The 26,997-nt window shown below is 54.7% G+C and carries 24 protein-coding genes; 9 read left to right on the top strand and 15 right to left on the bottom strand.

The genetic code is table 11. From position 1 onward, the window contains the following. Window positions 1-18 precede the first annotated feature (18 nt). On the top strand, window positions 19-1,743 hold the full coding sequence (gene ggt, locus GT355_RS14950; RefSeq protein WP_240145830.1) for a gamma-glutamyltransferase: 1,725 nt from the start codon (window positions 19-21) through the stop codon (window positions 1,741-1,743). 360 nt (window positions 1,744-2,103) lie between these two features. On the opposite strand, the gene GT355_RS14945 is transcribed toward ggt, so the two are convergent. Beyond that, on the bottom strand, window positions 2,104-3,642 hold the full coding sequence (locus GT355_RS14945) for a hypothetical protein (protein ID WP_160135357.1): 1,539 nt from the start codon (window positions 3,640-3,642) through the stop codon (window positions 2,104-2,106). A gap of 115 nt (window positions 3,643-3,757) precedes the next feature. Between GT355_RS14945 and GT355_RS14940 the strand changes: the two genes are divergently transcribed. Then, entirely contained in the window at window positions 3,758-5,008 is a 1,251-nt protein-coding gene (locus tag GT355_RS14940) for an RNA-guided endonuclease InsQ/TnpB family protein (RefSeq protein ID WP_160135356.1), read from the top strand. 113 nt (window positions 5,009-5,121) lie between these two features. On the opposite strand, the gene GT355_RS14935 is transcribed toward GT355_RS14940, so the two are convergent. Then, window positions 5,122-5,670: a DUF8170 family protein gene (locus GT355_RS14935; protein WP_160135372.1), complete on the bottom strand. Its 549-nt coding sequence runs from the start codon at window positions 5,668-5,670 to the stop codon at window positions 5,122-5,124. Between the two features lie 128 nt (window positions 5,671-5,798). Here GT355_RS14935 and GT355_RS14930 point away from each other — a divergent pair, with 128 nt between their 5' ends. Further along, window positions 5,799-6,206, top strand: a complete 408-nt coding sequence (locus GT355_RS14930; RefSeq protein ID WP_160135355.1) for a helix-turn-helix domain-containing protein — start codon at window positions 5,799-5,801, stop codon at window positions 6,204-6,206. Between the two features lie 173 nt (window positions 6,207-6,379). Here GT355_RS14930 and GT355_RS14925 read toward each other — a convergent pair whose 3' ends face one another. From GT355_RS14925 to GT355_RS14915, 3 genes are read right to left on the bottom strand one after another with little or no spacing between them, the layout of a single operon-like run. Further along, the gene (locus tag GT355_RS14925; RefSeq protein ID WP_160135354.1) at window positions 6,380-7,879 is read right to left on the bottom strand and encodes a tripartite tricarboxylate transporter permease; all 1,500 of its coding nucleotides are present in this window, start codon (window positions 7,877-7,879) and stop codon (window positions 6,380-6,382) included. Continuing rightward, on the bottom strand, window positions 7,876-8,415 hold the full coding sequence (locus GT355_RS14920) for a tripartite tricarboxylate transporter TctB family protein (RefSeq protein ID WP_160135353.1): 540 nt from the start codon (window positions 8,413-8,415) through the stop codon (window positions 7,876-7,878). Before GT355_RS14920 ends, GT355_RS14925 begins: the two co-directional genes overlap by 4 nt. Next, entirely contained in the window at window positions 8,412-9,542 is a 1,131-nt protein-coding gene (locus tag GT355_RS14915) for a tripartite tricarboxylate transporter substrate binding protein (protein WP_240145829.1), read from the bottom strand. Before GT355_RS14915 ends, GT355_RS14920 begins: the two co-directional genes overlap by 4 nt. A 292-nt stretch (window positions 9,543-9,834) precedes the next feature. Between GT355_RS14915 and GT355_RS14910 the strand changes: the two genes are divergently transcribed. After that, window positions 9,835-10,647, top strand: coding sequence for an aldo/keto reductase (locus GT355_RS14910; protein ID WP_160135352.1), 813 nt, complete (start codon window positions 9,835-9,837; stop codon window positions 10,645-10,647). Window positions 10,648-10,964: 317 nt separating this feature from the next. Here GT355_RS14910 and GT355_RS14905 read toward each other — a convergent pair whose 3' ends face one another. From GT355_RS14905 to GT355_RS14895, 3 genes are all read right to left on the bottom strand, one after another. Next, window positions 10,965-11,705 carry a GNAT family N-acetyltransferase gene (locus tag GT355_RS14905; RefSeq protein WP_338036191.1) on the bottom strand — a complete coding sequence of 247 codons (741 nt, stop codon included), beginning with the start codon at window positions 11,703-11,705 and terminating at the stop codon, window positions 10,965-10,967. Between the two features lie 137 nt (window positions 11,706-11,842). Then, window positions 11,843-12,364, bottom strand: coding sequence for a PIN domain-containing protein (locus tag GT355_RS14900; protein ID WP_160135351.1), 522 nt, complete (start codon window positions 12,362-12,364; stop codon window positions 11,843-11,845). Further along, window positions 12,361-12,948, bottom strand: coding sequence for a helix-turn-helix domain-containing protein (locus GT355_RS14895; protein ID WP_160135350.1), 588 nt, complete (start codon window positions 12,946-12,948; stop codon window positions 12,361-12,363). The genes GT355_RS14900 and GT355_RS14895 overlap by 4 nt, the downstream gene beginning before the upstream one ends. A 298-nt stretch (window positions 12,949-13,246) precedes the next feature. On the opposite strand from GT355_RS14895, the gene GT355_RS14890 reads away from it, so the two are divergent. Beyond that, window positions 13,247-14,395 (top strand): site-specific integrase, encoded by a 1,149-nt coding sequence (locus tag GT355_RS14890; protein ID WP_160135369.1) that lies wholly within the window; start codon window positions 13,247-13,249, stop codon window positions 14,393-14,395. 61 nt (window positions 14,396-14,456) lie between these two features. Here the strand turns inward: GT355_RS14890 and GT355_RS14885 are convergent, their stop codons facing one another. The 3 genes from GT355_RS14885 to GT355_RS14875 form a co-directional block, all read right to left on the bottom strand. Then, window positions 14,457-15,383: a type II toxin-antitoxin system HicB family antitoxin gene (locus GT355_RS14885; protein ID WP_160135349.1), complete on the bottom strand. Its 927-nt coding sequence runs from the start codon at window positions 15,381-15,383 to the stop codon at window positions 14,457-14,459. A 113-nt stretch (window positions 15,384-15,496) separates the two neighbouring features. Continuing rightward, window positions 15,497-16,057 carry a PIN domain-containing protein gene (locus tag GT355_RS14880; RefSeq protein ID WP_160135348.1) on the bottom strand — a complete coding sequence of 187 codons (561 nt, stop codon included), beginning with the start codon at window positions 16,055-16,057 and terminating at the stop codon, window positions 15,497-15,499. A 2-nt stretch (window positions 16,058-16,059) separates the two neighbouring features. Continuing rightward, window positions 16,060-16,455 carry a hypothetical protein gene (locus GT355_RS14875; protein ID WP_160135347.1) on the bottom strand — a complete coding sequence of 132 codons (396 nt, stop codon included), beginning with the start codon at window positions 16,453-16,455 and terminating at the stop codon, window positions 16,060-16,062. Between the two features lie 579 nt (window positions 16,456-17,034). Here GT355_RS14875 and GT355_RS14870 point away from each other — a divergent pair. After that, a complete protein-coding gene (locus tag GT355_RS14870; protein WP_160135346.1) occupies window positions 17,035-17,772 on the top strand; it encodes a DNA-directed RNA polymerase subunit epsilon in 738 nt (245 codons plus the stop codon). Between the two features lie 157 nt (window positions 17,773-17,929). Here the strand turns inward: GT355_RS14870 and GT355_RS14865 are convergent, their stop codons facing one another. After that, window positions 17,930-18,313, bottom strand: coding sequence for an HNH endonuclease signature motif containing protein (locus GT355_RS14865; RefSeq protein ID WP_205250451.1), 384 nt, complete (start codon window positions 18,311-18,313; stop codon window positions 17,930-17,932). Between the two features lie 53 nt (window positions 18,314-18,366). Next, window positions 18,367-18,675, bottom strand: a complete 309-nt coding sequence (locus GT355_RS18145; protein ID WP_205250450.1) for a hypothetical protein — start codon at window positions 18,673-18,675, stop codon at window positions 18,367-18,369. A gap of 348 nt (window positions 18,676-19,023) precedes the next feature. On the opposite strand from GT355_RS18145, the gene GT355_RS14855 reads away from it, so the two are divergent. Then, a complete protein-coding gene (locus tag GT355_RS14855) occupies window positions 19,024-19,239 on the top strand; it encodes an ADP-ribosylglycohydrolase family protein (RefSeq protein ID WP_160135368.1) in 216 nt (71 codons plus the stop codon). 493 nt (window positions 19,240-19,732) lie between these two features. Here GT355_RS14855 and GT355_RS14850 read toward each other — a convergent pair whose 3' ends face one another. Continuing rightward, window positions 19,733-20,695, bottom strand: coding sequence for a DUF4268 domain-containing protein (locus tag GT355_RS14850; protein WP_160135344.1), 963 nt, complete (start codon window positions 20,693-20,695; stop codon window positions 19,733-19,735). A gap of 362 nt (window positions 20,696-21,057) precedes the next feature. Then, the gene (locus GT355_RS14845) at window positions 21,058-22,095 is read right to left on the bottom strand and encodes a PDDEXK family nuclease (protein WP_160135343.1); all 1,038 of its coding nucleotides are present in this window, start codon (window positions 22,093-22,095) and stop codon (window positions 21,058-21,060) included. Between the two features lie 409 nt (window positions 22,096-22,504). Here GT355_RS14845 and GT355_RS14840 point away from each other — a divergent pair, with 409 nt between their 5' ends. Together GT355_RS14840 and GT355_RS14835 are read left to right on the top strand one after the other, a co-directional pair. Beyond that, entirely contained in the window at window positions 22,505-25,489 is a 2,985-nt protein-coding gene (locus GT355_RS14840; protein ID WP_160135342.1) for an MrcB family domain-containing protein, read from the top strand. After that, the gene (locus tag GT355_RS14835) at window positions 25,482-26,834 is read left to right on the top strand and encodes a hypothetical protein (RefSeq protein WP_160135341.1); all 1,353 of its coding nucleotides are present in this window, start codon (window positions 25,482-25,484) and stop codon (window positions 26,832-26,834) included. Before GT355_RS14840 ends, GT355_RS14835 begins: the two co-directional genes overlap by 8 nt. The last annotated feature ends 163 nt before the right edge of the window (window positions 26,835-26,997 follow it).

The following is a 26,997-nucleotide window of genomic DNA, read 5'->3' as shown; positions in this document are numbered from 1 at the left end:
GCAAGTGCGTTTCCCGCCATGGCCAACCGGGCCAGCGCTCACAGCGACGAATCGGACGAACGCGACGGCACCGGTCGGGTAGACACGGCAACCAGCGACGAGGGAATGGTCGCTTCGTCGGATCCACGGGCGAGTACTATCGGTGCCGACGTGCTCCGCGCGGGCGGCAACGCGGTCGATGCGGCGGTCGCGGTCCAGTTCGCGCTCAACGTCGTCCAGCCCCACACGTCGGGCATCGGCGGCGGCGGGTTCATGTTGTTCTACGACGCCGGTGAGGACGAACTCTATTCGGTGGACAACCGCGAGCGCGCCCCCTTCGGCGCGACGCCCGACATGTTCCTCGAAGACGGCGAGCCGATACCGTTCGACGAGCGCATCACGCTCGGGCAGGCGGTCGGCGTACCCGGCACGCTCAAGGCCTGTGATATCGCGCTGAAACGGTTCGGCACGCGGGAGATCGCCGACCTCATCGAACCGGCTATTGACCTCGCGGGCGGCGCGCGGGTCGATTATTACCTCGGTAGTACGATTGAAGAAGAGTACGAGAAGTTCAATGACGCCGCGCGCGCGGTGTTCGCACCCGGCGGCACACCGCTCGACATCGGCGACCGCGTCGAGCAACCGGACCTCGCCGCGACCTTCGAGACCATCGCCGACGAGGGCGTCGGAGCTCTTTACAAGGGAGATGTCGGCGAAGCCGTCGCCAATGTCGTTCAGGAGAACGGCGGCAGCATGACGGCCGCCGATTTGGGCGCGTACAACGTGACCATCGACACGCCCGAGTACGTCGAGTACGGCGACGTCACGGTACGAACCCAGCCGCTGCCAAGCTCCGGCGGGCTGACGATTGCACACATCCTCTCGCTACTGAAGCCGTTCGACCTCGCGCAACACGACCGCCAGTCGGTCGAAGTCTCCCAGTTGCTGGTCGAGGCGTTCAAGCTTGCTTACGCCGACCGCGGCGAGTACATGGGCGACAAACAGTTCGTCGACGCGCCGTGGCAGGGGCTGCTCGACGAGGCCTACCTCAACAAGCGCCGAGCAACGATGGAGTCCGGAGAAGCGACGACCGAGACCCAGCAGCCGGGCGACCCGTGGAGCTACCAGCCCGGCGATCCCTACGCAATCGACCCGCTCACCGTCGACGACGTCTCGAAAGTCCGGGACGCGCCGCGCCCGTACATCCCCAGCCCGCGCGGCAGCACGACTCACTTCACCGTCGCCGATGGCGAGGGCAACATGGTCTCGTGGACGAGCACCATCGAACAGCTGTTCGGGAGCGGTATCATGGTGCCCGACCACGGATTCATGCTCAACAACGAGATCACCGACTTCGACGCCGAGCCGGGTGGACCGAACGAAGTCCAGCCCCTGAAGCGGCCGCTCAGTTCGACGAGCCCGACCATCGTCTTCCGCGACGGCGAGCCGTTTTTTACCGTGGGCTCGCCCGGCGGCACGACCATTATCACGACGGTCGCGGAGATGATCATCAATCTCGTCGACTTCGATATGGACCTCGCGGAGGCGGTCGCCGAACCGCGGCTATACGCCAACTCCGAACCCGCTATCTATCCAGAAGCGAGTGTTCCCGAAGAGGTCCAGCGGGGACTGCGCGAACTAGGTTACGAGCTATCTCCGTTCACCCGACTCGGCAACGTCATGACGATTCGTGTTGACCAGGAGACCGGCGAATACACCGGTGCGGCGGACTTCCGCAATGGTGGACTGACAAGAGGGCTCTGAGCCTACCACATTCCCCTGATTATCGCTGTTCATGTTGTCGATACCGTAGGCTAGCAGTCGCAAAGCGATGATGGCGGCAGCATCAAGACGACGAACGCCAAAAGAAGAACACCACGGGAAAGATTACGCGATTCCCGCCCGCCCTTCATCCTCGCTCCGCTCGGCTTCAGGACGAGATTCCCTCGCTGTTTAAAGATGGCAAGCTCGAGGTCGTAGTCCGGCGGCGCTAAGTTCGGCAGACGTACTTCTCAGAACTATGGGATAGAGAGAGAGGACCACATGCCTCCCGTAGATCATGGTGATCCTGCCCTCTCTGACAAGCAGTACCACAGCATGGAGTATGAAGGTTCTGGCCAAATTTTAACGACCTGCTCGGCGGTGGGCAGGCTTGCGGTGATACCACTCCACCACCCTAATCGCGCCGAATAAGTACACTACCCAAAGGAACATCTGACGGTGGCGGACGGACGTACCGACGTTCGCGCCGACGATCCCGTATAGTCCCACCGCTGCGAGAAAACCAACGGACAGCGTAATTGTGGCTACAGGCGCGCGCCGGAACGCGTACCGAATCCCCCACAGCGCCGCGATCGTAAATGCGATGTTCCCGAGCGCTTGAAGCGCGATAATCACATCTGGGGCTGTCCCGATCATCCATGGCATCGGTGAATACAAGAAGTAAAATACCCCAATTGGGCCGAACTGGATGGCCTCTGCAATGGTGTTGAACTCGACCCCGGTGAGGTAGGCCGTTCGGCCAGTCGCACGCAGCTCGTGAACTCGTCCGAGTCGGTCGATAGCGCTCTGGAGTAGGTCGCTCCCAACGACGGCGATCACGGCGATTGCACCGACGGCAAGAGCACCGCTGGTCCGCCAGTCGGCATCGAGGTGTTGGAGGGTCGCAGCGACCGCGCCGATGGCAAGCGTGAGAAGATACAGCGGGATGTTCTCCGGTCGGAGCGGGGCGATAGCTGCAAGAACGAGAACTGCACCCACGATAGACAGAGGTCGCGGCAACCGACGCGGTGGACAAATAAAGAGAAGAGCGGTGGTCGTGATACCTGCGATCATCGCCACTTCACGGAGTGGGGTCGACTGGATGAATATATAACTCGGGTACACTGCAACCGGAAGTGCAGCAAGTACTCCTGCCGCCGAGGAGTGGTAGTAGCGGCCGAGAGCATAGATATTGTAAACCGCGAGCGCCCCCAGCAACGCGATCCCGATATGTGCATAGATGATGCTTGGGCCTGGCAACGCCCAGAACGGCGAAATCAAGAGTGCCCAATATTCAGAGACATTGAAGGTTGCTCCACCACCGCCGAGGAAAAACGAGATGAGCGTAGTCTCCCCGCCGCGGTAGAGCGCCCTGGTGAGTATCTCACCGTTCTGGAACCCTGTTCCTATCCGGGTTGCTCGTCGAATGAATCCAGTAACGTCGGCGGTCGAATAGGGATTGATAGCGAACAGTGAAAATGGGATGGCGAGGATTCGGACCCAGAATGCAAGTAAGACGATGGCCTCCGGGCCGGACGTGAATCGTTCGATCATCCACAAGAGTCGCGACTGCCACCACGCCTCCTGATTATCGGTGGGGGTCACACCCGCTATTTCTAACCCCTCGAAGAAAGCGTTGATGAAGTAGATGGTCTTCGTAACCGTCAGAAACCTCATTTCGCGTGCTTCGCGCTGTCCTGTGCGGGGGATTTCTTCTGATGGGTTAACTGGAGCACTCGAGTGAACTGCGACATTATCTTGCCACAGCTCATCGGCGTTGCTCAAGCCGGCTTCCCGGATCGACTGCTGAACAAAAGCAACGTCCCTGATGACGCTCCAATCAACTCGGCTGAATTCTCGTTTGAGAGCATCTTTAATCAGCAAGGCAATCCCGCCGTTCACGGCGGGCTGGAATTGCGTAAGCTTGGTTTTGCGACTGTGCAACCGCCGTTTGATCGGTGTCGGCAGCCCGACTCCCGAGTGGTGTCTTTAAGTATCCCACTGTTGTATATGCAGTATGGCGATTCGTCGCACCGTGCCGGTCAAGCTCGACGTGAGCGACAGTGCCGCCGAATCCCTGTTTGCGACCATTCTGGATTTCCGTTTTGCCGCGAACTGTGCTGTGGACCGTGCGCGCAAAGAAAACGGTTACGTCGAAACGACAAAACAAGGTCTCCACGAACGCACCTACCGCGAAGTCCGCGAGCGCGTTCCAGACCTCCAAGCGAACCTCGTCCAAACGGCGCGTAACCGAGCGGCGGACGCCCTCAAAGGCGTCGTCGCCCGATGGAAGGACGGCGAGTACGCCGAACTTCCGACGTTCACCGCCGATTTCATCGATTACAACAAGCGCGCCGCGACGTTTCACGACGACCATGTGTCGCTTTCAACCGTCGATGGGCGAATCGACGCCGAGTACGTTCTGCCACACGAAGACGACCTCAACGACACGCCACACGGCAAATACCTCTTTTCCGGCGACTTCAACATCGGCGGCGCGACACTCCACCACCGCGACGGTGTGTTCTATCTTCACGTCCGAACAAAGGCGGACGTGGACGATACCGAAACCTCCGAGCACCCCACGGTCCTCGGTGTGGACCTCGGCATCGACAATCTGGCGGTTACTTCGACCGGCGGGTTCTGGTCTGGCGGACTGTTGAACCACCGTCGCAACGCTTACGAGAAACTTCGCGGAGACCTTCAGCGAACCGGAACGGAATCGGCACATCGAACGATTCAGTCCATCGGCGACCGCGAAAGTCGATGGGCGAAAGACCTCTTGCACAACGTCTCGAAAGAGTTGGTCGCCGAAGCAATCGAATACAAGTGTTCGGCTATCGTATTCGAGCGGTTGAACGGTATCCGAAACCGTATGCTCGGCGCGAAGAAGTTTCACGTTTGGGCGTTCAACCAGTTGTACGAGTACGTTGAGTACAAGGCCGAAGCGGTCGGTATCGACGTAACGAAGGTTCCGCCACAGTACACGAGTCAGCGGTGTTCTGCGTGCGGGCACACCGCGAAGGGCAACCGATCGAACGGCGACGACGAGTTTGGTTGCCAGAAATGCGGCTACGAGCTTCACGCGGACTACAACGCGGCGAAGAACATCGGATGGAAGTATGTCCGGACCGGGCAAAAGTCTCGGTCGGGACGGGCCGCACGTCAACTGGCCCTAAAGTCGGGGACGGTGAACGCGAATGGTGATTTCACACCTGCCGAGAATATCGGCCAGAGCGGGAGTCCACCGACAAGCACCGGCCTTTAGGCCGGGGAAGTTGACTCGGTAGCTATGGAAGCCGATAGAGAGGCCGGTTGATCTGATGTATTTACGTTAGATAGTGAGACGCTACCCTACGAGTATTCTTCTACCTTTCTCAATCATGGGATCTCTTTGGCGACTTCGACGAGATCGTCTTCAGTGCGCCATCGGTAAAGCCGGCCTTCTTTCTCGAATTGATCAAAAATACCATCCTGCATCCATCCGAACGGATGCTCTTCGTCTTCGTAGACCCGTTTGAGGACATGACTCTTCGCAAAGTACTCTACTGTCCCGACGAGCAAGCCCTGTTCAACGAGAAAGTCACTGGGATCTTTTTCGGCGACGCCGACCAGATACGTGACGAAATCGGCAATCAAACAGAACTTCTGGATGCTATTATCCCATTCTCCACGGATATCCACCATACGGAACGCGTAGGCATCCTGACGCCGATTGAGCCGATCAACGACTAAATTTAGTCGCCGAATCGGTTTCCGGTCGTAGTTTCCGAGGACGAAATACGACCGATCGTTTTCGTAGATCGGTGTGAGCTCGCCTACTGCGTGAAGAATCTCCTCGTTATCCGCTAGCGAGAGTTCGTCTTGGTCGAGCTCTTCTTTCGCACTCATGAGAATTTCATCAGGAACTGGCGACCCTTCATCAGATATACCACATATAGCGTATCACAAAGAATATGTTTTACCTATCGAATCATTTGGTTAACTAGTCTGTGATCTACTCGGGAGTGAATTACTTGAGAGTAAACTACTTGTCGATTCGGTGTGTAGTTGCTCGTATGAGTACCGACGCGAGTGCTGTTGGGGGGATGGAATCACATGAACTCCTCCACTTCGTGACCCAACAGACGCGATTCACGCTCCTCAATAATATTCTCCAGCACCCCGAACAGCTCCCCTCAATGTACGAGCTCGAGGAGCTGAATCCAAGCCTCAGCGATGCTACCGTCTACAAACACACTCAAAAACTGATAGACGCTGGTATTGTCGAAGAGGCTGCGCTCCCCGATGGTGAACACCGGCAGGGCTACCCATGGAAATTCTACGGTCTGAGCGACGAAGGTCGGGAGTTCCTTGACGAGCACAACCTGCTGAAGGCCGAGGAGACGCTCCAGCGTATCTACGAGACGATATCCGACAAGCCTGAGAAGATGGTCAAATACGAAAACGCACCCCGACCTCGCTGAGAGTAACACATTTATTCCGCTTATCGCGCCAGAGGATTCCTCCCGCGAGAACAGGCGACCCTCAAACCCTAATATCCCAACCACGATCGGAAATCCTCGCCGTTCACGGAGGGGGAGAATGTCAATAGCGACGACTCCGAATACACGAACCCGCCCTCAAAGAGAGTGAGAGTTCAGGAAGCGTCAGCACTACTACTCGACGACCCACGCCACTGTTGTACGATCGGGTAGGCTAGCGAGAGAACGGTCGCAAGTAGGATCACCAAAGCGAACGTATTCTCGAAAAAGATGTCTAACGAACCACCGGAGAGTTCAAGAGCGCGTCGGAGATTGACCTCCGCAATCGGACCCAAGATGAGTCCAAGAACCATTGGTGCAAGCGGGTAATCTTCAACTCGCAAGATGTACCCGAGCGCGCCGGCACCGATCGTAACCCACACATCAAGCAGGTTTCCTCGCAGTGCGTACGCACCGACCAGAGAAAGGATGAAGATGACTGGCCAGAGGTATTTCGCAGGGAAATCGATAATTCGAGCCCAGAATCGTGCACCAATGAGTCCAATGACGAGAATGAAGACGTAGACGACAAAGAAGCCCACAAATATAGAGTACACGAGGTCCGGATTGCTGCGAAACAAACCCGGTCCCGGCCGAATTCCGTGAACCGTTAGTGCACCAATGAGGATGGCTGTAACCGAATCGCCGGGGATCCCGAGAGTAAGAGTCGGGATCAACGCACCTCCAGTACTGGCATTGTTCCCCGATTCTGCCGATGCTACCCCGCGAACATCGCCATTACCGAACGAACCGTCGTCAAACCAGCGTTTCGATTCGTTATAGGTCAAAAATGATGCAATGTCACCACCCGCTCCCGGAATAGCCCCGACAATCGCACCGACAACACTGGACCCAAGCGTGACCGGAGCGATCTTCTTGAGGAGGTTTCTCCCGGGAAGGAGATTAGTAATGTTCTGTGTCGTATCGTTACGTCCGAGCCCTTGTTGGTACCGATACAGACCTTCAGAGATGCCGAACAGCCCGATCATTACCGCAATGAATTGGATGCCGGACGTGAGTGCTGTAATGCCGAATGTGAACCGTGGAGCGGAGAGTACTGGATCCAGTCCGACAGTCGCGAGTAATATCCCCAGCAAACCGGAGATAAGGCCCTTCACCAAAGAATCGCCACTGACACTTGCAATTATAGAAAGTCCAAAGACGGCGAGAGCGAAGAATTCTGGCGAGCCGAAGTCAAGGGCGAATGAGGCGATTTGAGGGGACAACAGCGCAAGCACGATCACACTGACTACGCCTCCAATGAATGAGGCGACAGTAGCGACGGTGATGGCTTCACCCGCACGACCTTGCTGAGCGAGCGGAAATCCATCAAAGACAGTAGCGGCGGCGCTAGGAGTCCCTGGCGTCCGAATGAGAATGGCCGGGATCGAACCGGCGTACAATGCGCCCCCATAGATTCCAAGAAGCAGCATCATCCCATGGACTGGTTCCATGCCGAAGGTAAACGAAACGAGGACAGCAACCGTCATCGTGGCAGTCATCCCCGGAAGTGACCCCATCGTGATCCCGATAACGACGCCGATGGTGATGAGCAAAAGCGGCATCGGTTGGAAAACGATGGCGATCGCGTCGATCAGGTTCGCTAATGGACTCATAGAGGCACCCAGAAACTGACTATTGTTAGCGATAGCCACTCTCGAATGGGAATCATTCCTGTCGGCAGTGGGACGTGCAAGAACCCCACAAATAGGTTTTGTAGAATGACGCCCGCAACGAGCGCTATGGGAATTGTTAAGCGGACGTCACGTGCTCCCGAATAGTACATCACTAACAGGAGAAACGCGATAGTGGCTATAATGAACCCAAGTACGGGAAGGAGAACCACGTAGCCAACGAGGAAGAGTAGCGGTATGACTACCCGACGAACCTTTCTCGTGGTTACTGTTACCACGCGTGTCTCGTCACTAGAGAGAGCGGACCCAAACTGGATGACGGCTAGTAGCGCGATCCCACCAGCAATGACTCGCGGGAAGAACGCGGGATCAGGGGCACTGGTAGGGCTTTCTGGGAAGCCGCGACTAACGAAGAAGACCCCGATCGCCATCAAACAAAGCAATATCGAGGCCACTTCGTCCGTGTGTGAGAGACGTATTGCTCTCACCTCTTCCGACCCCTCCTGGGCCGGGCTCATTTGTTCAGATCAAGTCGGTTGATGAGGTTCCCGAATCGGTCGTATTCGGAGGACATGAACTGACCGAACTGATTGGAGTTCCGATAGACCATCCCAAATCCGTTGTTTTTCATGAAGCTCTGGAAGCTTTTGGAATCGTAGATTGATGAAAACAGATTAGCGAGTGCCTGCACCTTTGGCTTTGGTGTCTCTGCAGGGACACCTAGCCCCCGCCATGCGCCGATCTTCACGTCGAAACCTTGCTGTTGGAAGGTTTTTACGTCTGGTAAGAGGTTAACCCGATTCTCGCCCATGACGCCAAGTGTCTTGAGAGGCCCATCTTTGACCTGTGGGGCTACTTCAGCAGCACTTGCTGCTGTAGCATCTACTTCTCCACCGACAACTGCTTTTATGGCCGGTGCACCGCCCTCATAGCCGATGTGCTGAACGCTATCGCTGATGCCAACTTGTTGTGCAAATTTGGCCGCAGAGAGATGCCAGATCGCTCCGATTCCGGAGTTCGAAATCTTCACCGGCCCATCGCTCTTGTTCTTGGCGTAATCGACGAACCCCTCTACAGTATCGTATGGAGCATCTTTGGAAACCGTCAGTGCCGCTGGATCGAAGTTGTACTGAATTACTGGAGCAAATCCTTCGGGAGTAACGTCGGAGATGCCGATATGAGAGATGGTACAGATCTCGACGGTGAGAACACCCATGGTTGTTCCATCCGGTTCAGCGTTCGCTGCTCGTCGGAAACCAGCACTGCCGCTTCCTCCCGTGATATTCGACACGTAGAACGAGGAGTCGCTCTTTTTCTTCGCTTCTGATGCTAGTTTTCGGGCAGTCCGATCAGTACCACCACCTGCCGCCCACGGTACGATCATCTGGATTTTCCCATCCGGAAGGTTCTGAAGCGAGGAGGAACTCCCACTCTGCGTTCCACTATTAGTGCTGGAACCGCCACTGGTACTATTAGCACTTCCTCCACTGCTGTCACCGCTGGTACTGCTGTTTCCAGTTCCACTTTCACTCCCTCCGCCTCCTCCACTGAGACATCCACTGAAAACAGTCAGTGCTACACCAGACCCACCAGCGACTGACTTCAAAAACTTACGACGGCCACGAGTATTGTGATTGTCACCCATACCTTACAGAGGTTTACTGCTCAAATAAAGTTCTAACGATCAGGGTATATCCCGCATAACCATTATAGAATACTGCAAGAAGAGGATGTCACAACGGCGTATCATCGGTAGTTGCACCTTGAATTTTGATAATTGAAGAATTGAAAAGTAAGAAGATTGCGAGAAACGCAATGAAATAAGTTCGAAGGTAGTGTCTCTTCGGAGAGCAGGCAGATCCAAGTGGAGAATCGATTAGAAATAGTTTTTCGCCAACCATTATTATTAAAATAGCATAGCTCGAACGATTCGGGATATGCCCGCAGACTTTCAGCGGATTGGGCTAGGGACTTACTCCGAAGAGAACCGAGAGCAGTGGCGAGAAAACGTGTCTCAAGCACTTGATGCAGGCTATCGGGCTATTGATACGGCTGAAGTGTATGGAAACGAGGAGTATATTGGGGAGGGAATTGACCAATCCGAAGTGCCCCGGGAGGACATCTTCCTGGCGACAAAGACAGTTCACGAGGTGGAACCGGGTCCAGAGCACGAGGATATACTAAGCGGCGTCGAAGGTAGCCTTGATCGACTGGGTACAGACTATATCGATCTGCTGTATGTGCACTGGCCGGCTGACCTATACGACCCAGAAACCACCCTTGGCGCCTTTGACGAACTCCGAGAGAAGGGAAAGATCGAACGCGTTGGCGTCTGTAATTTCGAACCTCACCAGCTCAATCGCGCACAGGAAGTTCTCGATTCGCCACTGTTCGCGAACCAAATCGAGATGCATCCGCTTCTTCAGCAGGAGGAGCTCGTTGCATACGCCCAAGACCACGACCAGTGGATCGTTGCGTTCTGTCCCTTAGCACAAGGAGCAGTATTCGATGTCCCAGAAATTCAAGAAATTGCGCAGCGTCACGATGCATCACCAGCACAGGTGAGCCTCGCCTGGCTTCTTTCAAAAGACAATGTCGCCGTAATCCCGAAGGCATCTAGTCTAGGTCATCTCCACGACAATCTCGCCGCTCAGGAACTCAACTTGAGCGATGAGGATATCGTCCAGATAGATGAAATCGAGCGCGAAAAGCGCATCATTGACCGGGATTACGCACCCTGGAATCGCTAGCTGAAGCTATTCGTTTTCCATCATTCCTGCTGTAGCTGATAGTAATCGAATTCGATTGTGGCCACCCTATTCTATTCAGTGAGTTGTGAGTTACCGTAGCCATATCTCACTCACCGGTAGCTTTAGATTCAGACCGTCTGATAGTTACGGCAATGCCACTCCAGCGAGCCCGCTCTATAAACGAACGCTACGCGGAAACAGAGGATTACGATCTCGTCTTCTCATATCTACCACTCTGAGTAGAACCATCAAAAAACGTGGGGCGGAGGGTCGTGGGACGACGATCTGCTGGCCGTGGCGCTTCGCATCTGCGGTGACTACTCAGTTTCAGCCGCCTCCCGATACTCATCTCGCGTGATGCTGTAGTGGGCGATATCGACGACGGTGCCATCTTGATAGACCAGACCGTTTCGGAGGACACCATCTCGTCGGCCACCGTGCGCCTCGATGTATTTCTCGATCGCACGCTGTGACTTGTCGTTGTCAGGGTGATGACTCACCTCGATGACGTCGAGATCAAGTTGCTCGAACGCGAGGCTGATGAGTGCGGTCGCGCGCTCACCCGAGTAGCCCCGCCCCCAGTAGGGTTTGCGGAGCCATGTGCCGAGTGTCCCCGCCCGGCGATCCCAATCGATGCTTAGCCCGGCTGCTCCGACGATCTCGTCGGTGTCCGGTGAAACCGGTCGAATGAGGTACGAAGCTCCGTCGCCGTCGTTCCACTCGGATTCGACGGTGTCGATGTACTCTTTGGTCTCTTTGAGCGTCTCGTGGGGTGACCATGTGACGTACTCAGTGACCTCGTCGATAGCCTCATCGTTCGAGCAGATACGGTAGTACTCCTGCAGACCCACGTTGTCGTGGCAGAGGCGTTCGAGTAGGAGGCGGTCAGTTTCGATGCGTGTCGGAAACAGCGTGTCGTGGTCCATGTCAATATGTTGGTAGCGGCTACTCGGAGAGTGAGACGAGCGAAGAAACGAGGGAGCAACGGGGACCGGCCGCCGAGTGACGCTCGAATGGCCGCTACCGCGAAACTGGTCGCTTCTCTGTGTGGCGTCCACACATATTGGGATGAGAAGCGACTCTCATTACCGATAGATCACGGTTGCTTATCTTAGTTTTTGCGGAGTTGAGAGAGGCTTCAGCGGTTGGTGGCAGTCCTCGGGACTCACCCTCTCGCCTCATGGAGAGAATCTCGTTACTCCTGCTCGTCTAGAAGGTCGTCGATGAATCTGAAGCCGTTGACGAACGTCACTGTGCCGCCATACCCCTCACTCGTGAGAACGGTCTCTGCTCCCTCTCCGGCGGCAATATCGGTGGTGTAGATATAGGCGTGACTCGCATCGCCTGAACTGAGTGCCTGTATCGCGAGCGCACCGAGAGCCGGGTCAGCACGCTCGATCTCATCAGCTGGCCGACCGTCAGCATTCGCGATATAGCGTTGAATGCCGTCCATCGTCTTCGAAACGGCCGGGTTCGTGTAATCCAGTGGCTCAGCGATGCGAACCCATCCGTCATCAATGGCAGCATCAACCGGAACCGTTTCGATTTCGATACTCTCGCTGGTGTCGGTCGTAGTCAGTTCTCCGTAGACACGTTCTGGAACGACGAACATGATCTCGTTTCGGTGAGCGAACCTTCGAACCCGCCGATAGCGCTGATTGTTGGGCGCTCCGAGCGCGACGAAGAACCCAGTGTCCGCAATGTGGAGGACGCTCACTCGTCGAGGTTTTCGGCATCGACCACATCTGCGAGCGAGGCACCGGAGTCTTCGAGCGAGAAGTGTTCGTGGACGACCGGTCGGAGAGCCTGGAGGATCACCTCGGCTTCGAGTGGCGACATCTCGAGGTCCTCGGCCACGAGGCGGTGAGTGGTTTCACCCTGTTCACGAGCGAGGGCGTGGGTGAGCGCGGTCGCGAGGCCGTGAATCCCACGACGGTCGATATACGAATCGATGGTCTCGTTACTTGCCCGGCGTGCGACCGCGGCAATGAGAGCGGGTGAGATCGTGTACTCACGCTTGTTGTCGGCGGTCAATGTGAGTTCGATATTGACGGCTGTGTACCGCTGTGGTTGTGTGTCGCTCGTCGAAGTGAGAACGCCAGCGTCGACGAGCTGGTTCACGTACGTGTAGGCTGTCCCCTGTGAAATCTCAAGAGCGTCGATGAGTTCGCCGACGGTCGCCTCGTCTTCACAGTAGACATGCGTGTAGATGCGAGCGAGCTGGGTCTCTTCGAGAAGGTCGGCGATCGAGAGAAAGTCACGAACGATGTTGTCTTCCTCCCGTGGAGCGGTCTGTGACATGGGTGAAAGCTCTGTTTATAGATTATGCGTAATCTGCAATAAGTCTGGCGGAGCGCTCAAGATTCGATGCACCTCTACACAGTGTATAAGTGGCGATAATACCTCTTGAGGCACCTGAGATAGCCGTAACCGGCGGAATCAGGGCTAAAGCAGATTACTCGTGCTTAGATTAATTAAGGACCAGTAACTTTACCCATAACCCCGCCCTCTCCCACAGCCAACACGATGCAACGACTCAGGACCGGGGTTACGCGGGCCAAGAGAATGCAAAAGTCAGTGAAAAGAGAGGGTGTGTAGTATCGTTCGTATCGACGCAGTTACTGAGGATTTCCTGACGGACAAAGGGAAAGGTCAGGGTGGCAAGAGCGGGAACTATCGTAGCGACGCTAACAGGGAGCTCAATCGCTTCGTCGAGTTCCTCGCTCAGCACGAGGACGCCGTGACGACGTTCGAGGAGTTGGAGTCAGGCCATCTCCGTAAGTACGCCCGACATCTCACCCGCCAGGGCTGGGCGACGGGCACAGTCCGAACTTACTACGCATACGTCTCCGCGTTCTGTGGCTGGGCCGTTCGCGAAGGTCACCTCGCTGAGAACGTCGCCCAGCGACGCAACGCCACCGAACCCATCCCCGATGATGGCGGGCACAAGAGCGGAGAGCAACAGGCCTGGTCTGCCGACGATCGTCAACGGGTCACTGCGTTCGTCGATGAGCAGGCACACGAAGCTATTGATAACGTCAGTGAGGACCGAGAGGCTGCAATCAAAGCCTGTCGCGACCGCGTTCTCGTGTATCTTCTGTCATACTCAGGTGTTCGAGGAGCCGAGGTTCTCCGCGACAAGAGCGATGAGCGTCGCCAGGGACTCCGCTGGGAGGACGTTCACCTCAAGGACCGCTACGTGACGGTGTTCGCGAAAAAACAGCGCCTTGACGACCGCGGTCTTCCAGGGCCTGTGGTCTATCCCTTCGAGGCCTACCAGCGTATTCTCGACGTACCAAGTCCGAATTGGCCGGTCTTCCCCTCCTTCCACCGCCCGACGCTGTCTCAACGGATTACCGAGACGCTCGCCGAGCGTGGCTATACCGAGACGGAAATAGAGGAGATCAAAGTAGACCAGTCGCTTATCGAGTCCTGTATCGAATTCGATGTCGCACCACCCTCGATCACGACCGACGCTGGACGCCACGTTCTCAAGCGGCTTTGTGACCAGGCAGATATCGAACTCGATGATGACGACGAGTATCTGATGCCCCATGGAGCTCGACGCGGTGCTGGCGAGGTCCTCGTTCGCACCTCAGGCCACGCGGCTGCTGCACGTGCTCTCGATAACTCTGAAGAAGTAGTTCGGGAGCACTACTCACACATCGAAGCCGGTGATCTAGCTGATCAAATGACTGACGCCTTCAAAGAAGCTGATAGCCAGCAATCCTCAGAGAGCGGTGAATAATAACGAGGAGTATAGTACTCCTCGCTCCCAGTCGTATGCTCACCGTCGATACTGTCTTCAGTCACCTGCCGTCTTCCTCTGGATCTCTTTGGATGTATTTCGTGGTTCCACCGGGCATCTCGGTGACGTCGAACCGGCTACCGTAGTCGCTCTCCGGGAAGCATCGTGGACAGGAATGCGCTCCGTTCTGATCCGCCTCCTCAAATGTCATCACGACCTCGTCGGGGTGGGGCTGGTAGGAGTCGGGATCGTGACACCATCCATATTCCGTCCCCTGTCGTTCCACGAAGACGCCTTCCTCGACGGTTGTCGGTAGCTCCTCTTCATCGATATTCCGGGCCAGCGTATGCTCGTAGTGGGCCTCCCAGTCGATGATGTTCTCGTCATCGATGGGATATGGGCTGATGCCGACGACGCGATGGGCAGCGTACAGCGAGCCGTCGCTGGCTTCGCCGACCAATCCCATCTTCAACTCCGTAACGGCCTCGTTGATGAACTCCCGATCTACGTTGAGCTGTTCAGCGAGTGTATCGGGATCCCGCACCCTAGTCGCGATCGCTTCGAATACGTCCCAGTACCCGGTCGAAACGAGGTCCCCGAACTGCTCGATCGCCATCCCATACGAGTCACCGAACACGAGCGCGCGGAGCATCCCGAATCGATGTGGCTCGGAGTAGTCGGTGCGTTTGTGGGACTTCGCCAGCCAGAGGGTTGCCTCGCGCTGACGGGACACCTGTTCGTCGCTCACCTCCGGCAGTTCGTACTCCTCGTCTTCGAGTTCCGCGTAGAGTTCTTCGTCCTCGGGGTCGGGGACGAATACCTCCAGCGCAGTCGCCAGGAGGTCCTCGTCGCTATCCTCGTAAGCAGCGAGCGCATCCGCGAGCATCAACAACGCTTCCAGCTTGGTTTCACCCTGTGTGGTGACTCCACTTTCCTCGTCGCTGACCACGAACCAACCGTCGTCTTCCGTGATCGTGATCTCCGCCATGATCTAGGTGATGCCCGCGAGCGATTAGTAGTGTGTGGCCGGAATCCGCTTCGGTCGTGACGTGTTGGCCATCCTGAGCACGCCATACTCTCGGTGAACGTTGGATCAGACGATCAGTCTCTCAGATACTTGTGGCGGAGTTGGTTGAGGTACTGTTCGTCCCACCCTTTCGAATCAACATAGTAACTGAGTGCGGCGTCGACGTATTCGGAAGGGAGAACCTCGTGCGACGCGAGTTTACAGAGTACGTGTGGCGTCGTGAACAGTGTATTGCGGTCGTCGAGTGCTAGACTCACGAACAGGTAATTCGTCGAATTGAACTCGTCGGTGATGAATAACGGTGCATCGAGAGTGTTCGCGAGCCAGATCCCGTCTGATTCGCCCTGATCTAGCCCATAGTCGAGGGGTTCATCGATTTTCGCTTCGACGTCGTGTGTCGTCAGGTGATGAGACGCCTTCAAGACCAGATCCGCTGCTGCCGAGAGCAAGTCATCACTCCCCGTCGCAGCACTCAGCTCTCCGATAACGCTCGTAGGCACATGAACGTGGTAGGAGCTAAGCAACGCTTTGAGTGGGTCGGCACCGGTTGGGGCCGCTGGGCGTCCATCCACAACCGGCGTTGCGAGGTTCAACAGGACGTTGGTATCGACGACACTGATGGGTTTGTCGTCCACTGTTAGGCGGTCGACTCAGCGTCGTCCCCGTCGCCTGCTTCATCGGACCGCCACACGGGAACCTCACCATCGTAGAACTCCTCGTCCGTGGGGAGCTCCGCTTTCAGCTGGGGTTCGGGTGGTTCGCGATCGATCGATGCCCGAAGGAGCTTCATTCGCATGGCTTCCTCCTGTCCGAGAACGGATTTCACGGTCTGGAAGTCGACCCGCTCATCATAGTAGGCGTCTCGGAGACGACTGCGAAACCCGTCGTCGTCGGCGAGTCCATCGAGTTCGTCTTGGAGAGCGTCAATGAGAAGTTGCGTTCGAGAGATGTCGAGTAACTCGGCAGCATTGTCGGCTCGCTCGACAATCGACGCCGGGGCATTGAAATCGACGCGAGTTTTCTCTTCTGCCATGATTCGTGTGTAAGTTCTACACATCCATAACTGTTTCTCGCTGTTGTATTCACGAAGACCGATCGTGCTGACGACTCATTTGCTATCGAATCATACGATCCGCTTCATATCCAGCCTAATGAAATGGTGCTGCTCTACTTTACAGATAAGTGAGATGACCTTCGTTGGTGGTCTCTACTCGCAACATATAATCACGCGAGGGTAGAGGCAGTGGAGGAGGGTCTACGCGTCGCCCGATACGCCAGCCAAATGCGACGATTGTGGTGAGTCATCGCTGAGAAGAATCACTTACGAACTTCACTTGGACGCGTACTTCACGCAGCGAGAGTCCTGAAGATGGTCATCTTGCTACTACGAGAAGTAAGTTTTGTCTTACCAAACTCCAGTTCTTTCGATGTGCTAACTGTTTGGTAAGATACAAAGACCAAGGAAAATCGGAGATATGTAAGGGTCGCAGATTCTTTAAGTGCTTCTGGCGACAAGGTGTAGATACGAGGGAGGAACGCGCTGGTTTCTCGGTGGAGGATTACTGCACGTAGCCATGCCTTTCAACTACGAGCAGGCAGTACTGGCTGTGTAATGACCGATGAGGATGCTGGCCGGTATTTGCTCCCAGCGGTCGAGGACCGCCACCCGGAGCTGCTTAGCGAACGCGATATCTCGCCGCTCAGCCAGCTTCCTGGGGATAGTACTGTCTCACGGGCGGACCTCCAGCGCGACGAAACCGTCCGGCGATGGGGGCTCGTGACGCCGAGTGCGACGCGTATCGGCCGCGCGGACGCACCCGAACATGACCTCAGCGAGAACGTTCGGCGGCTCCACGACGAACGCCATCCCGCGATGGAGGGTTACAGCCGGCGGGCTCACCGTCTCGAAAAACTCCGATTAACCCACGCATTGTGTAGCAGTCTGGATCTCACCCCGTGGCAACGTGATCGCGCTATCGGCACTATGGTCGATCTTGACCTCACTGCCTTCGGCAGTCAGCGTGCCATCCCGAAGGTCGCACTCGTCGTGATCCGCCACGTCGTCGACCGCGAACGTGAGCATCATCTCGGTCTCCACGACGACGAGTGGATCGCCGATCAGTCCCCAGAGAAACTCGCAGCCCTCTACGAGCAATTTCACTCCATTACCGACGAGGAGCGATTCACGAGCCTCTGCGAGAACCACGACCTCGACACCACCAGTCTCAATCGGCTCCGCCGGACCCTCGTCGACCAACTCGACGAACGTGACCTCCACGATGCGGTCTATGGTCACAATCCCTACCGTGACCCGAGCCTCCCGAGTGCCGAAATTCGTTCCTCGGCTTGATTTGATACCCTCGCTCGATTTCAGTCACCCTTTGGCACAGAGGTTGGTGTCATTCACTCACCTTGTGAGACGTCGACACCGATATTGCTCACAGTTTCGATGAGCCACCAGAGGTCCTTCGACAACGTTTCTACTCCAAGCGCGTCGCTGAGGACGACTACAGCCACGATAGACCAGTGTTGAGCTCCTCGAGAAACGACGGCTCGATCGCCGTAGTCGGCGGGAACGAGAGTTGCTCGCCTTGTCGCTCGACGGTCGTCTCATGGAGGAAAGGATGGGCAGGATCGAACGCGGGGCTCACTCGGATCCGATAGTCGCTATCGATAGTGAACAGGGCAGCGTCGAACGCGCGGTGGTGTAGCGAGTTCAACACCAGCACGTTGCTTGGATTCTCCGCGAGGTCGGGACGCTGACTTCCTGGGAGGACGTGAGCCAAGTCTAGCAACTCGTCTTCCTGGGTCCCGGTCAGTGTGCACTCGCTGTCGAATGGAGCGAAGATAGTCTGTATTTTCACTATGATACCGTAAGGTGGGTTGAGCATGCAAAACATCCTAATCTGAAGATTCAGTGACGAGAGTTACTTCCAGCTACACTCTACCCGTGCAAGCCTTCCCCACCACGTTCGGCGACAGAGAGATAAAGAGCGTAGTTTCCCGTATATTGTTTGGTATCTCGTACCTTCGTGCGCTGAAGATTGATCTCGAGACGCGTTTCGTCGTTCTCCAAATCGAGGAGCGGCTTGAGAAGTCCCGCAGCTGTTTCGATAAACCGTGCATCGCCAGTTATTCGAATATTCGAGATATCGGTCTCGAAACTACTCCCGCTAAATCCATCTGGCTTCGGAAGGACCGAGCGTTTGAGTTCTACTGAATTCGGCAGTTCACGGTCGTGGAGCCACTTCATACTGTCCCGTTTACGGATATGACCGCTCTTCGTGGATCGAAGGTCCTCGAGGTCTGTCTCTACCCCTGGTCGGACTTGTCGCGAAAATATCGGGGCACCACTTCGTGGGTCGCATCTGTCGCAAGTCGTCGTTTTCGCACTCGGAACGAGGAGAACACCACATCTTTCGCAGAACTCCATGTACTATACACGTAATCTGATTCACATAAATCTATCTCTCACTCAGCACCAGTTCTTAGAAAGCTCAGAGTTTCGGCACCGAGATTCGTGACAAGAGGGTCGGTGACTCCCCACCGCTACCGAGGTTCCCTTTCCAATGATGCGCCTTCTGCAATCGGTAGTGTGTAGATATTATGCGAAAAATATCACGCGCTGAGTGCTGACTCCGCGGAAGCTGCTACCGTGGACGCTGTCGCGATGGGTGGCGACACCGATACAATTGGTGCAGTGGCAGGAGCTGTGGCCGGCGGACGGTTCGGCGTGGATGCTCTCCCCGAGTGCTGGACGAGCGCCATCGAAGAGACCGACGAGATTCGACGACTCGCTCGTCAGCTAACGAGATAACTTCTTATGCGATAACGTGACCACCGCACCCATGCATTCGCAAGACTGCTTACTTGTTACCGAGGCGCTAATCGCCTTCGCCAGTGATGCCCGCGGCCAGACCCCGCGCGAGCGGCACTCGCCACTTGAGAAGAGCACTAGCAGGAGCAGGGATGGGTCATCGGGGGGTGAATGAAACTGTGTTGCCCAATTTTCCCCCTCGCCAATAGAAACTATATGCGTGGATTACTAAACGTATGAGCTTTCGATAGCCGACCATTGAACTCCACTAGTGAACGTCGAACGTCGCGAGCGCTGGTGGCTCGTCACGATCCCCAGGGAGAGCGCGCCAACCTCATCCGCGATGGAGATCCCCCCACCCGACCGCGCGCTCGCAGCCGTCGCCTCGGAATATGGTCTCGTCGTCGACGAGCTGCATAGCTCGGAAGCACGCTTTTACGATGGCAAGCTCAAGGTTGTAATCCGGCGGCACCAAGTTCGGCAGATGTGCCCGTTAGAACTGTTGAATCCGATGACGGAACACTTCGTGAAATCGTTCGCCGTACTCTAAGAGCCAATCGAGATACTCCTCCCACTGCTCTCGGTTTTCGAGGTCGGCACCCCGGACTACCCTGATGTTACTTCGCATGTTTCCACCGTGTGTTTCTCGGGGCTCTTCCCACTGTACCTCGTATCCAAGCTCCTCTTCGATTGTTTCCTCATTAGATTTCAAATCCCAAAATGCCGCTTCATTGTCCTCAATAATGAAATCTACAAACAGCTCATCCTCGCTGAACAAATTTACAAACGAGATATGGAATCCGCTTTTCCCAATCGGGTTGCTGTAGTAGTGGCGTGGTTTCGGCTTTCGAGAGCTGAGTTGGGTCGAAGACTGCTCGATTCGGTCACGAAACTGAGTCCAAAATTCCTCTTGGAGCTGCTTCACGTCCGTTATCTCACCATCGGATCGCTGGGCTTTCTTCTTCCATTCGCTTGGATCTTCAATGGAATTCAGCCGAACCGCTGGTGGGGATTCGCTAATCTTCCAGACTTCCAGTCTGATTGCGAAGAGGTCGATACCTTCCCGGCTATTCTGATTTAACCACTGAAAGGCATCGCAGTGCTCATCGCTGAATTCAGGTGCAATCCATACAATTATATCAGCATCCACACCGGCTGCATACGCGATGGATTTCCCGAGATGGTCATGGTCGGACTGCTCCAACTGATTCTCAATCACGACCTGCCGCCCATCGTCGATGACCTCGGCAAGGATATCGAGATTGTACCTTCCGACGCTCCGCTCTGTCTCAATCACTTCTAAATCCAGACCCAGTTCGTCCTCTAAGTGAGACACCTTCTCGTTTCGTACTGAGTCCGCTAACCAGGGAGTGAAGTCGTGAGCTTCGTGTGTCCAGTAGTCCCGAACAGCTTGAGGCACAAGTTCGTGGAAAACCGGTTCCTCGGATTCCACCATGATTGGTAGCTTCCTCTACGAAAACAAAAGGGTTGAACGTTTCTTAACCTCTGTTCACCTGAAATGCATGGCATGAGCCGTACGCGAGCTATGGTGGGAAGAGAGGACGTAAGATCGTGGTTCCGCCAGTATCAGCGTCGACCACTGCATCTGGTGATTGAACGCTATCTAAGTCGTCACTGATGTCGGCGGCACCGTATGCCTCAAGCATGGCCCTGAACTGTTGTACGGCGACAAGCTGGATTCTATTCGCTTCGACCGCGCAACCCTAGAAGGGTAGCTGGCTTCAAGTGCATTTGAGATATGATTGCTATCAGACACTCCAAGCGGTTGAGCCATCGAAATCAAATGCCGTATTATTCTTATTCTGCGCGCACAGGTTCGTCTCTAAGGTCCGCGAGCGTTCGGTCGTAGTCCGGTTGTATCCAGTAATTGTAACCGTTGAGCGCTAGCCCTCTATCGCGGTCGATGAGTTCGTTGAGCAGCTCTTTCGTAAGGCCAGTGAATGAGTAGGTCTTACCATTGTGGAGCCACCGAACGTTGTTGCTCTGGCCTGTATTGCCTGTTACCTCCGCTTGCCAGAATTCGTTCAAAGGATCGTACTCTCTGTCGATGCTCTTTGGAACCTGATCTGGGTTATAGACTACCTGCTGGCCCGATTCAAGTGCTCCACTGTCGAGAAGCGCGTTGATTGTCCGTCCACGCCGCGTCTCACTTTGTCTTCGTTCCTTCTCTTGACGGCGTGTCAGATACTCCTCAACTTCTGGAGTGGGGATGATCTGCCGGCTATTCAGTAGGACTCGGTCTTGGTGCTCATAGGCATCGACGCGGATGCAGGTGATCTCCATCCCGAATTCTCTCGTGAGCCAAATGACTGGTGCAGTGATCTCTCTGCCGAATTCGCCTGCTGCCAGCAGGATACGAGGACGGTCATCGAGCTCGAATTCTGCCCAGCCCTCTTCATCTATGGTGAACGGTTCATCTGGCTCATCAAGAAAAGAGATAAAGCGATCCCCGACATCCTCTGGTGGCATCGGACTATCCGTACGTTTTCGGTGAAATTTCCGGTATTCTTCTTGAACATCTTGAGCAGTGAGTGTCGCGCAGTAGCTCGCATACTTGATCGCTTGGAGGTCGGTAGTCTCATCGGCCTTGTCCCGCTTTAGCTCTACTACGACTAGCTTTCCTGCGGGGTCGAGGGCGAGCACGTCCAGCCGTTCGCGCGTGTGGACGAAGTTCTGAAACTCCGAAGTGACGATCAGCAACTCCTCTCCGAGAATACGCGGCTTCTCAATAACCCACTCTTGGAGGTCGTAGCGTTCGAGGACATCGAGATCGTGGAACGACCGCTCGATAACGTCGTCAAGACGGCCTGCCTCACGATCCACGCTGAACATCATAGGGTGATCTTCTCATACACTATGTATATTGTTTCTGTTGGCAATTTCGCTGGGTAATGTAATCAATATGATCTGTGTGGGGAGAATCACTGTCCAATAATGAGTGTAAGTTGCCATCCTCTCCGAATCGTTGGCTCTTCTCTCAAAATCACTCCCTGGTCACTGGTAGATTCCGAAGTATCTTACCAAACGTCAGGTCGACATCCTCGTTCTAATGTTAGGTAAGAATCTCTGCAATTGTCGGCCAGTGAATCAGGTCGACCAGCAGTCAGTGAGTATCAGTTGCTCTTTGAGGAGCATATTGAGTCGATATCTCAATCATCTAACAATCTCATCGGAGCATCTCCTCGTGCTCATAGAGTTTTGTATGAATCAAAGGCTTCATGCTATACTCATGGTATTAGTCAACATGGATTCAACACCTCGCTTAGGTGAGGTTCTACGATCGATTCTTCAGGAGTACCCCTCTCCAAAGGATATTGGGGAAGGTCGCGAATACCACCGAATCAACTCGGATCCGGATCTGCATGAATTAGTTACAGGAACAGCTGAGATAGCAGTTGCTGATGCGCTTGGCAATCGAGCTGATGAGTTCAAAATCAATCCGACAATCGGCCAGACCACGATGGCCGATATCCCGTATATTCCAATCCTTCGTCCTGACGAAACACAGACGACACAGAAGGGTATCTATATTGTTTATCTGTTTGATACAGACGCCAGAAATCTCTATCTCACTCTGAATCAGGGAGCTACTGAGGCACAGCGAGCCTCGGGGTTGTTGTCAGGTAAGCCATACGCGAATGAAATTCTCAGGAAACATGCTGCAATGTATCGAGAACTCATCGACTGCCCAGAGCAGTTTACCAATGAGGCCGCTTCCCTTTCTGAGGAAATCGCGGTTGCTGGAGAGCCCGAGGAAGTATCGCGAGCAAAACCCTACAATGCGGGCACAATTCTGTGTCGTACGTATGACCTCGATGAATTGGGAGACTTAGCAGATGAAACAGTAGTTTCTGACTTAACAACTCTTATCGATATATACGAGAAGTTTCTCAACACACTATATTCAGTTCCACAGTTCAATATCGGCGACGCGAATGTCTGGAAGATTTCACCTGAAGGAGGAGAAGAAGCCTACTGGGATACTTGGCAGGAAGAGAGTATTGCCTCAGTAGGGTGGAAAGGCAAATCATTTGATTTCGAGGATTTGGTTGAGAGTCCCTCGTCGCCCCACAATTCCCCTGAAAATCAGGTATATAGTTTCCAGGAAGAGATCGAGGCCGGCGATGTTATTATTGCAGGGTCACCCAAGAAGAAAATCGACGTCACATTTGGTATAGGACGCGTCACGAAGTCTTATTTCGAGACAATGGAGGAGTTTGAGGACCCGGCTACTATTGGTCCCCCCGAGTTCGACCACGAGCACTTTCTTGAGGTTGACTGGCATTCATTCCCAGAGCAGGGTATTGCCGTCAACTGTCTCAAACAAGGAAAAAAGCTGTTCCACAATTGGACTCTTGAGGAGTTCGTAGCTGAGGTGGATCATTTTGTTGGTGCAGTGGGTCGTCGCATGGAAGCAGCGGACTTGAGTAATGATTTCGAGAAACCAATTGACGACGTAGCTGATCATCTTGGTGTCTCTCGTGGAGACGACGGTTATCCGGACAAGCCAAATCATCTTTCAGGGGAAGAAGAAATTAACACTCAACCCAAGACAGACTCCACACATCCACTAGCCAACCACATTCGCTCGACAAACCCGTCAGTCTACAAATTCACTGCACCACCGGACTACTGGCTCACGGCCTACGAACATGCAGCTGTTGGGTTCGAACCGGACGACCAAGATATCTGGAACGATCTCGAGCCCGGTGACGTGCTGCTCTTTCACTCGACAGCTGCACCAGGATGGGAAGAGCTCGACGAGCAAAACTCGAGTATTATCGGCGGCGGGATTATCGGAAATACGTCGACTAAAGCTAGAGAGGATTCGTGGTGGTATGACGAGCAAGAGGGACGACCAAAGGACGACACATTCCCGTACTTGGTGAGCTTTGAGCATCTCTATACGAGCGGCAACCTCGCCGATATCGATTTCACGCAGGAAATCTTCGCCAAAGAATCCACAGCCATCAACGCCGAACTCACAGCCCTCACAGCTAACTCAGTTCCATTCGCAGAAGCCAACGAGATCTATAACGCAACTGGCGATTCCGGCTTCCCCGGTCAACGTACAGTCGTTCCCCTCAGTAACCACGACCAAGCAATCGCACTGGTAGGACAACTCGCAAACTCACTCCGTGAGTCGCCACCAGTCGCACTGAACAAAGCATTCGATGGAAAGTTAGAGACCGACGAAATCCTCGATGGGCTCTACTTCCCCAACAACACTGGCGAAGAGATCATCGCACAGATCGGAGGGGCTCTTCGTTCGAGGAAGCATGTGATCCTTACTGGCCCGCCCGGGACGGGCAAGACGGAAATCGCTCGGCGTATTGGAACGTACCTCGTCGAGCACTATCCCTACCTCTACTCTGGTTCGCAGATCACAACAGCGACAGCCGATTGGTCGACCTTCGATACTGTCGGCGGCTACATGCCGGGCGAAGACGGCACAAACAACAATCAGCTTGAGTTCACCCCTGGTCTCGTACTAAATCGCTTCAAGACGCGTTCGAGGAACATCCAACGCAACGAGCCGCTTGTCATCGACGAGCTCAATCGAGCTGATATCGACAAGGCGTTCGGTCAACTATTTACTGTCCTTTCCGGACAGCAGGTTCACCTCCCATACACGAAGAACGGGGATGAGGTCGAAATTGCGCCACTCAATGGTCGCCCCGACCTCTCTCCGCACCAGTACGGGATCCCGACCTCCTGGACCCTGTTTGCGACGCTCAACACCTACGATAAGACGTCTCTCTACGAGATGAGCTACGCATTCATGCGCCGATTTGCGTTTATTCGCGTCCCAGTCCCTACCTTGGAAGAACGGAGTCCGGAGGAGCTCCAGACGCTCATCGAATCCTATACCGACGCTGCAGTTTGGGATATTACCTCCGAAGAACTACAAGCAGGAGCCGGAGTCAACCCACTTCTAGATGTAGCCAAGGTCTGGCAAGCTGTAAACACCGCTATCGATGACCGTGCTATCGGCCCAGCTGTCGTAAAGGATATTCTCGGCTTTCTCGCCGAAACCCCCACCATTCCGTGGCAACGTCGACTAACACAAGCCGTTATCTCGTATATCTTCCCGCAGCTCGAAGGAGTTCCGAAGCGAGGTACAATTGTCAAGGAGATCGCCGATATCGACCACATTGAGAGAGACCTACTAGAGGAGGCAGCACGGGACATCTTACAGACGACAATAGTCTCCGATTCTAATGGATAGACAAGAGCTCCTCGACAATCTGACCGATGATGTACTAGCGTATGTCATGCACGGCGCTTTCCCCGAGCGCGAGTTCGCCGCCGCGATCAAGCCCGAAGCGCTGGATGAGCGCTTCATTGAGTATGAGCTCTTACTCGACCTGCATTTCATTCTACTCCCCGAGGTAGTCGAGTTCGTTGAATCGCTACCGCGACGTGTGCGAACGCTGAAGACCGAAACAGAATCGGTATCACGCACGACTCGGGGTGCGACTAATGGAAAGATCAACTGGGCGGCCACTATCAAACATCGCTACAGCCGAAATCCCGGTGACCGGTCAGCATTCGTTTGCGACCATCGTTCCGAAGATTACGACACCGCTGAAAACCTCGTCTTCAAGCAGCTTATCGCCGTTATTCGGCGAACGCTCGAGGAGGCTGAAGAGTACCTCCGTCAGGACTACACCTGGGTCAACGAGCGCTGGAACGACCCACTGATCAACAACCTTCGTCGTGTTATCGAACAGAACGTCCACGTACGGCGTATTCGAGAGCCGAGAGCGTACGAGCCGACCGACCGCATGCTCAACACCGCCAGCGAGTCACGTCATGACGTATATCGAGAGGCAGCTAAGCTGCTCACAATGCGCCGAAATCTATTCGCCGGCGATAAGGAGCCGCTCGAACGCCTCCTTACTGAGACAGCTATAACGCCGGATGACGACGAAACGCTACTCGAGTTATTCGTTCTCTTCCGATTCATCGCAACGTTAGAGAAACTCCGCGAAACCGATGCGCGCTTTGAGACGATCAAGTCCGGTCGTCAAGAAGTTGCTCGACTCACAGGGGAAGATCAACCAGAGATAGTAGTTTACCACGACAACTCCGGTGGCGACCGAGGTATTTCATTCATACCCGTCCCTAACGAAGGCGAAGAGCAGCTCTCCCGAACTGAGAAGGTGCATACAACGGGATTCGACGTCGCACAGAGCTATTTCACGGATCACAATTTCAGGACACAAACTGGGCGCCCTGACTTGATCGTGATTGAGATTCGCCGGAAAGAGGATGACCGTGATTACCTGGTCACTGAAGTCAAGAACAGTTCAAACAAAGGGACGATTCGTCAGGGTATCAAAGAGACGCTCGAATATCTCGCCTTCTTGCGCCACGACGAACAGTTCGTCTTTGGGCGAGAAACATCAACTAGCAAGTATTTCGGAGAAGGATGGAATGGACTTCTCGTAGCGCAGGACTTAGACGAACCAACGGCCCCGCTTGAGGATCAAACAGGAAGTGAGATTAAGATACTGCAAGCGTCTGAGGTAGAATCCCAATTAGAAGATGTGCTCTCTCATTTCCTATAGCTCTAAATGAGAAATTCAGCCACGTTCATCAGTCTAACTCCGATCTTCTTGGACTACCCTGACTTCAAGAATTGAGTTCCTTCATCAACGCTATCGCCTTACGTCTCTAAGATACTCCTGGTTGCAGAACGAAGGTTAAGGTACAGACCCAAAACAGTAGGTA

The sequence above is a fragment of the Halococcus salsus genome (genome assembly GCF_009900715.1).
GTDB classification, from domain to species: Archaea; Halobacteriota; Halobacteria; order Halobacteriales; family Halococcaceae; genus Halococcus; species Halococcus salsus.
Note: the sequence above shows the minus strand (reverse complement) of the source record. Positions and strands in the feature narration are given on the sequence as shown.

Coding starts and splice junctions, on each gene's coding strand:
- GT355_RS14835 (WP_160135341.1), top strand. CDS start 25,482: ATGGATAGACAAGAGCTCCTCGACAATCTGACCGATGATGTACTAGCG.
- GT355_RS14895 (WP_160135350.1), bottom strand. CDS start 12,948: ATGTCACAGACCGCTCCACGGGAGGAAGACAACATCGTTCGTGACTTT.
- GT355_RS14885 (WP_160135349.1), bottom strand. CDS start 15,383: ATGGCGGAGATCACGATCACGGAAGACGACGGTTGGTTCGTGGTCAGC.
- GT355_RS18145 (WP_205250450.1), bottom strand. CDS start 18,675: ATGAAGTGGCTCCACGACCGTGAACTGCCGAATTCAGTAGAACTCAAA.
- GT355_RS14910 (WP_160135352.1), top strand. CDS start 9,835: ATGCCCGCAGACTTTCAGCGGATTGGGCTAGGGACTTACTCCGAAGAG.
- GT355_RS14850 (WP_160135344.1), bottom strand. CDS start 20,695: ATGGTGGAATCCGAGGAACCGGTTTTCCACGAACTTGTGCCTCAAGCT.
- ggt (WP_240145830.1), top strand. CDS start 19: ATGGCCAACCGGGCCAGCGCTCACAGCGACGAATCGGACGAACGCGAC.
- GT355_RS14865 (WP_205250451.1), bottom strand. CDS start 18,313: ATGCTCAACCCACCTTACGGTATCATAGTGAAAATACAGACTATCTTC.
- GT355_RS14925 (WP_160135354.1), bottom strand. CDS start 7,879: ATGAGTCCATTAGCGAACCTGATCGACGCGATCGCCATCGTTTTCCAA.
- GT355_RS14915 (WP_240145829.1), bottom strand. CDS start 9,542: ATGGGTGACAATCACAATACTCGTGGCCGTCGTAAGTTTTTGAAGTCA.
- GT355_RS14930 (WP_160135355.1), top strand. CDS start 5,799: ATGAGTACCGACGCGAGTGCTGTTGGGGGGATGGAATCACATGAACTC.
- GT355_RS14840 (WP_160135342.1), top strand. CDS start 22,505: ATGGATTCAACACCTCGCTTAGGTGAGGTTCTACGATCGATTCTTCAG.
- GT355_RS14870 (WP_160135346.1), top strand. CDS start 17,035: ATGACCGATGAGGATGCTGGCCGGTATTTGCTCCCAGCGGTCGAGGAC.
- GT355_RS14920 (WP_160135353.1), bottom strand. CDS start 8,415: ATGAGCCCGGCCCAGGAGGGGTCGGAAGAGGTGAGAGCAATACGTCTC.
- GT355_RS14940 (WP_160135356.1), top strand. CDS start 3,758: ATGGCGATTCGTCGCACCGTGCCGGTCAAGCTCGACGTGAGCGACAGT.
- GT355_RS14845 (WP_160135343.1), bottom strand. CDS start 22,095: ATGATGTTCAGCGTGGATCGTGAGGCAGGCCGTCTTGACGACGTTATC.
- GT355_RS14875 (WP_160135347.1), bottom strand. CDS start 16,455: ATGGCAGAAGAGAAAACTCGCGTCGATTTCAATGCCCCGGCGTCGATT.